At 55.9% G+C, this 7210-nt stretch carries 5 protein-coding genes and 2 pseudogenes; 4 read left to right on the forward strand and 3 right to left on the reverse strand.

The features are described from left to right. A pseudogene (eno, locus tag ACK5JN_RS23995) lies at nt 1-487 on the forward strand (phosphopyruvate hydratase); the annotation flags it as partial. Nucleotides 488-553: 66 nt separating this feature from the next. Here the strand turns inward: eno and ACK5JN_RS24000 are convergent. Next, the gene (locus ACK5JN_RS24000) at nt 554-1891 is read right to left on the reverse strand and encodes a gluconate:H+ symporter (protein ID WP_416872439.1); all 1338 of its coding nucleotides are present in this window, start codon (nt 1889-1891) and stop codon (nt 554-556) included. Between the two features lie 292 nt (nt 1892-2183). Here ACK5JN_RS24000 and queE point away from each other — a divergent pair, with 292 nt between their 5' ends. Then, the gene (gene queE / locus ACK5JN_RS24005) at nt 2184-2855 is read left to right on the forward strand and encodes a 7-carboxy-7-deazaguanine synthase QueE (protein WP_416872442.1); all 672 of its coding nucleotides are present in this window, start codon (nt 2184-2186) and stop codon (nt 2853-2855) included. Nucleotides 2856-2938: 83 nt separating this feature from the next. On the opposite strand, the gene agp is transcribed toward queE, so the two are convergent. Together agp and queD are read right to left on the reverse strand one after the other, a co-directional pair. Further along, nucleotides 2939-4180 (reverse strand): bifunctional glucose-1-phosphatase/inositol phosphatase, encoded by a 1242-nt coding sequence (gene agp, locus ACK5JN_RS24010; protein ID WP_416872440.1) that lies wholly within the window; start codon nt 4178-4180, stop codon nt 2939-2941. Nucleotides 4181-4344: 164 nt separating this feature from the next. After that, complete coding sequence (queD, locus tag ACK5JN_RS24015) at nt 4345-4710, reverse strand: 6-carboxytetrahydropterin synthase QueD (protein ID WP_234506856.1); 366 nt, start codon at nt 4708-4710, stop codon at nt 4345-4347. 303 nt (nt 4711-5013) lie between these two features. Here queD and cysJ point away from each other — a divergent pair, with 303 nt between their 5' ends. Next, nucleotides 5014-6816 carry an NADPH-dependent assimilatory sulfite reductase flavoprotein subunit gene (cysJ, locus tag ACK5JN_RS24020; RefSeq protein ID WP_416872441.1) on the forward strand — a complete coding sequence of 601 codons (1803 nt, stop codon included), beginning with the start codon at nt 5014-5016 and terminating at the stop codon, nt 6814-6816. After that, nucleotides 6816-7210 (forward strand): annotated as a pseudogene (locus ACK5JN_RS24025) (sulfite reductase subunit beta); the annotation flags it as partial. The gene cysJ and the pseudogene ACK5JN_RS24025, both read left to right, overlap by 1 nt.

A 7210-nucleotide genomic window follows, 5' to 3' on the forward strand; every position in this document is an offset into this window, starting at 1 on the left:
AGAATTCACTCACTTCCTGGAAGAACTGACCACACAGTACCCGATCGTATCCATCGAAGATGGTCTGGACGAGTCTGACTGGGACGGTTTCGCATACCAGACTAAAGTACTGGGCGACAAAATCCAGCTGGTTGGTGACGATCTGTTCGTAACTAACACCAAGAGCCTGAAAGAAGGCATCGAGCAAGGCATCGTTAACTCCATCCTGATCACATTCAACCAGATCGGTTCTCTGACCGAAACTCTGGCTGCGATCAAAATGGCGAAAGACGCTGGCTACACCGCTGTCATCTCTCACCGTTCTGGCGAAACTGAAGACGCTACCATCGCTGACCTGGCTGTTGGTACCGCTGCAGGCCAGATCAAAACCGGTTCTATGAGCCGTTCTGACCGCGTTGCTAAGTACAACCAGCTGATTCGTATCGAAGAAGCGCTGGGTGCACAGGCTCCGTACAACGGTCGTAAAGAGATCAAAGGCCAGGCATAAGTCTGACTTTATCTGAATAGTAAAACCGGGCAGCAATGCCCGGTTTTTTTGTTTTTAGCGTCTGCGTTAAATCAGCATATCCAGCAGTAAAACAATCAGCAGCCCCACCACGGAGTTGGTTAACTCCAGCAATCCCCAGGTCTTGAACGTATCTTTGATCGACAGGCCAAAATACTCTTTGAACAGCCAGAAAGCCGCGTCGTTGACGTGGGTCAGCGTGTTGCTGCCCGATGCCGTCGCCAGCACCATCAGCGCCGGGTCCACATTAAAGGTGGTGATCATTGGCCCGACGATCCCGGCGGCGGTGATCGCCGAAACGGTGCCGGCACCGGTGGCCAGACGCAGCAGTACGGTAATGAACCACGCCATGATTAGCGGCGAAACTGACGACGTGCGCATCATATCGGCTATGTAGTCGCCCACGCCGGTATCCATAATGATCTGCTTAAACGCGCCGCCCGCGCCGATGATAAACACCACCAGCGCCACTTTCTCAATGGCGGTGGAGTAGGAGCTCATCACCTCGGTCATTGATTTACCGCGCGCGGTGCCGAATGCATACAGGGCAACCAGCACGGCGATCAGCATGCTGACCTGCGCGCTGCCAATAAAGTTAAGGAAGGAAACGATGCTGGCGCCTGCCGGGATAAACAACTTAATCACGGTGACGCCTGTGATGATAATCGCCGGGATCAGTGGGACCAGCAGGCTGGTGGCGAACGACGGCATTTCGTTATCGCGAAAGACCTTCTGGGACTCCAGCTGCTGTGGAATCGGACGGTCCAGATTGCCCAGCAGCTTCGGCAGCAGAATACCGGAACAGATAACCGTCGGAATGGCGACGATAATGCCGTAGATGTAAACCATCCCCATATCCGCGTGGAAGGCCGCGACCAGCGCCGTAGGGCCCGGCTGTGGCGGGAACAGGCTGTGCGCGGTGGTCGCCGCGGCCACCATGGTGATACCCAGCTTCAGGAACGGAATCTTCGCCTCGCGGGCGATGCTGATCACCAGCGGCGCGAGGATCAGGAAGGCGACCTCGTAGAACATCGCCAGGCCAAAGATCAGTCCGATCACCATGATCGCCCACTGCACTTTTTTCGGCCCGAAACTTTGCAGCAGCGTAGACGAAACGCGCTGTGCCGCGCCGGAATCGACCATCAGCTTGCCGAGGATCGCGCCGAACAGAATGATTAGCGCCAGGTGGCCCAGCGTGCTGCCGACCCCCGCCTCGATAGACTTGCCAATCGCCTCCAGCGGCAGCCCTTCACAGACGCCAACAAAGATAGCTGCCAGCAGCAGCGCCAGCATCCCATTGATTTTAAACTTCATATTGAGAATAAGTAGCAGTACAACGCCCAGGGCGACCCAGATCACCGGCAGGGCTTCAGCAAACGCGTTCATCCATTTTCCCTTGTCAAAATTTATAATTGGTATGATATGTAGCCGGGGGCGGATATTACTCATGAAAATGTGTCATACCAATTTGATTAGCATAGCAACCTGTTAAAAAGTGAATGGCGGCCAATATTGATGTAATGAAAATGTTATTTTTCATAAAAAGGGTAAGAGGCATCACAGAAAATGGTCTCAACAGGGCCGGACAAAAAGTGATGCGCGGTAGCGCAAGAAGTGCGAGGGATCGTTGGCGTGAAATATGCAATAATAACGGTTTACCACTACTGAAGAGTTGATGATGCAGTACCCGATTAACGAGATGTTCCAGACCCTGCAGGGTGAAGGTTATTTTACAGGCGTCCCCGCCATTTTTATTCGTTTACAGGGATGCCCGGTAGGCTGCGCCTGGTGCGACACCAAACATACCTGGGAGAAGCTCGCGGATCGGGAAGTTTCTCTGTTCAGTATCCTGGCGAAAACCAAAGAGAGCGATAAATGGGGCGCGGCAAACAGTGACGATCTGCTGGCGATTATTGGCCGACAGGGCTGGACCGCACGCCATGTGGTGATCACCGGCGGTGAACCCTGCATTCACGATCTCACCGCGCTGACCGCACTGCTCGAACAAAACGGTTTTAGCTGCCAGATTGAAACCAGTGGCACCCATGAAGTGCGCTGCACCCCTAATACCTGGGTGACCGTGTCGCCGAAGGTGAACATGCGCGGCGGCTACGACGTGCTGTCTCAGGCGCTGGAGCGTGCGGATGAAATCAAGCACCCGGTTGGCCGCGTGCGTGATATCGAAGCGCTGGACGAACTGCTGGAGACGCTCTCCGACGACAAACCGCGGATTATTGCGCTGCAGCCGATCAGCCAGAAAGACGATGCCACCCGCCTGTGCATTGAAACCTGTATTGCGCGCAACTGGCGTCTGTCGATGCAGACGCACAAGTATCTGAATATTGCCTGATTGAGTTCCCGGCGTCGCTTCGCTCGGCCGGGCTACCCGCGAATGTAGCCCTGCCGAGGCGCAGCCGACGCCGGGGCAAACCGCTACTTCGCCGCCTCGTTCATCACCTTAGAGAACGTGTCCATTGGGCAGAACCCGTCGGCATCCACCGGGCAGCCTTTCAGCGACAGCGTCACCCGCTGCGGCGGTGTTTTCAGGGTTAACGTCTCGGTATTACGCAGCTGTTCCGCGCTTTGATAGACATACTCAATCTTCATCAGGTCACGGTTATCTTTGGTATCATGCCAGCGCTGGAACACAATTTTCCCGCCAATCGGCGTGCGCTCATATTGCCCCGGCAGGGTGTAGGCGTTGAAATCGAGCGCCGTCAGCAGCGAGGCTATATTGGAATCATGCCCCACCAGCACGGTGATTTTCGGCGTTTTGGCCGCGTCGGTCACCAGCGCGTTATCGATATATTTCACCAGCGGTTTCGCGACGTTACGCGCCACTTCTGACGAGGTAAACAGGCTGTCCTGATAGCCGTTTTTCAGCTGTGACAGCAACTGCCACTGTTTATCGGTTTTGATCTCGCCCCACGCGACCTGATCGAGCGGGAACCCTTCATAATATTGCAGCGTAAAGGCGTCGACCAGCGAGTTACCGATGGCCAGCGGTCCTTTCACGCCGGGCTCTTTCTGATAATTGGCGCTAAAGCTGTCTTTGGCTTCCGTCAGAGAACACTGCTGCTTCTCCTTGCAGGAAGGGGAGTCCTGGTAGCGCACAATCTGCGACAGCAGCTTGTAGCTTTCATCAAGCGATTTCCCCCCGCGCTCTTTCTCCATGGCCTGTACTGCTTTGTCACGGAAAGCGCTTGATTCGTCGGTGATCACCGGATTAAACGTCGGGTCCATGGTGCCCATTTTTTCCTGATGATGGACGGTGACGTCACAGCCGGGGAACGCGCCATTGATAAAGAACTGCGCGGTGGCGACGGTACGTTGCAGGCTATTGGCATAGGCGTAAACCGTCTCCGGCGCCGGGCATTCACCGCTAGTCACCAGACCCTGCTGCGCCAGCCATTCGCGCATGTAGTGGCCCATATACACTTCGAGCACCCCGCCTTTGGTGGTCAACTGGCCGCCGGGAACGTCCCATTCGGGCCATTGATTCGGCGTGGACTGCTCCAGTACGCTGCCGTTGGTTGCCAGCGGCGCGCGTAGGTTATGGCGGCTCATCATCAGCACCTGCTGTAGCTGATACCCTTCCGGCGGCGTATCGGCCTGAGCGGCTGCGGAAACAAAAAGCAATGCGGGTATGGCTGCGGCGAGAAGCGTTTTTTTCATCCCTTTATCCTCACAATGTATTAACCAACCCAATGAGTGTGACAGAACTTTGTCATTTTTCCGGGCCGCGTGCCGCATTATGAAAAATCAGAGACTTGAATGTGATAGGGCGGTGTAGAGAAGAAGGCGGGGAGCCGCGAGCGGGCTCCCGAGCCAGGCGGCAATTACTCGCCGCGATAGATGCAGCCTGCGGTGCAGGTTTCTTTGACCATTACCGCGCTCAGCAGCGGCACAACCGGTTTAACCTGTTCCCAGATCCAGCGGGACAGCACTTCGCTGGTCGGGTTTTCCAGGCCAGGAATATCGTTCAGATAGTAGTGATCCAGACGATCGTAGGTCGGTTTGAATGCCGCTTTCAGTTCGGCAAAATCCATGATCCAACCGGTATGGGGATCGACTTCACCGGTAATCTCAAGACGCACCATAAACGAGTGGCCGTGCAGGCGACCGCACTTATGCCCTTCCGGGACATGCGGCAGGTGGTGGGCGGCTTCGAAGGTGAAATCTTTAAACAGTGTGGTGGACATCATGAACTCTCAGTATTGCGGAAAAAACGCCGCATAGTACCCGAATGAACATTTTTCTGCATTAACTAAAACGGCCAAACAGACGCACGGTTAAAGAATTGATGAATGTGATAAATATTTTTCATTTATATCAATGTCTTATTTAATCTGTTTTAGTGCTATTAACTACCAGGAAAAGAGGTTAGTCCATTTGGTTATTTGATATTTCTATCCCTTCTTTAATTGTTATTATCGACGTCGTTAACCTTACATTCAGTTTTGTTTTTCCTGATTAGAAACAGCTTTGCTACTGGAACATAACGACGCATGACAACACAGTCTCCCCCTTCAGCGTTGCTCCCGCTTAATTCGGAGCAGCTGGCGCGCCTGCAGGCGGCCACCACCGATTTAACTCCTACCCAGCTAGCCTGGGTTTCCGGCTATTTTTGGGGCGTGCTTAATCAGCAGCCGGGTTCGGCTGCGCTCACGCCCGCGCCGGTTGCCGCTGAAGTGCCGAGCATTACGCTGATCTCCGCCTCGCAAACCGGCAACGCCCGCCGCGTGGCGGAAGCGCTGCGTGACGATCTGCTGGCCGCCAAACTGAACGTGAACCTGGTGAACGCCGGGGATTATAAATTCAAACAAATCGCGTCAGAAAAGCTGCTGGTGATCGTGACCTCTACGCAGGGTGAAGGGGAAACGCCGGAAGAAGCCGTTGCGCTGCATAAGTTCCTGTTCTCGAAAAAAGCGCCGAAGCTGACCGATACCGCCTGTGCGGTGCTTGGCCTTGGCGATACCTCCTATGAGTTCTTCTGCCAGGCCGGTAAAGACTTTGACAGCAAGCTGGCCGAGCTGGGCGGTGAGCGCCTGCTCGACCGCGTCGATGCCGACGTCGAATACCAGGCAGCTGCCGCCGAATGGCGCGCGCGTCTGGTCGAGGTGCTGAAAGCGCGCGCACCGGCGGCACCATCGGTGCAGGCCGTAGCGGGCGGCGCGGTGAACGAGATTCACTCCAGCCCGTACACCAAAGAAGCGCCGCTGACGGCGTCCTTGTCGGTGAACCAGAAAATTACCGGCCGTAACTCAGAAAAAGACGTCCGCCATATCGAAATCGACCTTGGCGATTCCGGCCTGCGCTATCAGCCGGGCGACGCGCTGGGCGTCTGGTATCAGAACGACCCCGCGCTGGTCAAAGAGCTGGTTGAGCTGCTGTGGCTGAAGGGCGACGAATCCGTCACCGTCAACGGCGAAACCCTGCCGCTGGCCGAAGCGCTGCAGTGGCAATTCGAACTGACGGTGAACACCGCCAATATCGTGGAAAACTACGCCACGCTGACGCGCAGTGAATCGCTGCTGCCGCTGGTGGGCGATAAAGCCCAGCTGCAGCAGTATGCGGCCACCACGCCTATCGTCGACATGGTGCGCTTCTCCCCGGCGCAGCTTGATGCCGACGCGTTAATCGGCCTGCTGCGTCCGCTGACCCCGCGCCTGTACTCTATCGCCTCCGCACAGGCGGAAGTCGAAAGTGAAGTGCACGTGACCGTCGGCGTCGTGCGTTACGACATTGAAGGCCGCGCCCGCGCGGGCGGCGCGTCCAGCTTCCTCGCCGACCGTGTGGAAGAAGAGGGCGAAGTGCGCGTGTTTATCGAGCACAACGACAACTTCCGCCTGCCGGCTAACCCGCAGACGCCGGTGATTATGATTGGTCCAGGCACCGGTATCGCGCCGTTCCGCGCCTTTATGCAGCAGCGCGCCGCCGACGGTGCGGAAGGTAAAAACTGGCTGTTCTTCGGCAACCCGCACTTTACCGAAGACTTCCTCTACCAGGTTGAGTGGCAGCGCTACGTAAAAGAAGGCGTGCTGAGCCGTATCGATATGGCCTGGTCCCGCGATCAAAAAGAAAAAATCTACGTACAAGACAAACTGCGCGAACAGGGCGCGGAGCTGTGGCGCTGGATCAATGACGGTGCCCACATTTATGTCTGCGGCGACGCCAATCGTATGGCGAAAGACGTTGAGCAGGCGTTGCTGGAAGTGATTGCTGAATTCGGTGCAATGGACATCGAAGCGGCGGATGAATTTTTAAGTGAGCTGCGCGTTGAGCGCCGTTATCAGCGAGATGTCTACTAATGAGCGAAAAATACCCAGGGCCTTTAGTGGTCGAAGGCAAACTGACTGACGCCGAGCGCATGAAGCGTGAGAGCAACTTTCTGCGCGGCACCATCGCGGAAGATCTCAACGATGGCCTGACCGGCGGCTTTCACGGCGATAACTTCCTGCTGATCCGTTTTCACGGCATGTACCAGCAGGATGACCGCGACATTCGCGCCGAACGCGCCGAGCAGAAACTGGAGCCGCGCCACGCCATGCTGTTGCGCTGCCGTCTGCCGGGCGGGGTGATCACCACCACCCAGTGGAAGGCGATCGATAAATTCGCCGCGGATAACACCATCTACGGCAGCATTCGTCTGACCAACCGTCAGACCTTCCAGTTTCACGGTATTCTGAAGAAGAACGTTAAGCC

This window comes from Kluyvera sp., assembly GCF_047971185.1.
In the GTDB taxonomy this organism is placed as follows: domain Bacteria; phylum Pseudomonadota; class Gammaproteobacteria; order Enterobacterales; family Enterobacteriaceae; genus Kluyvera.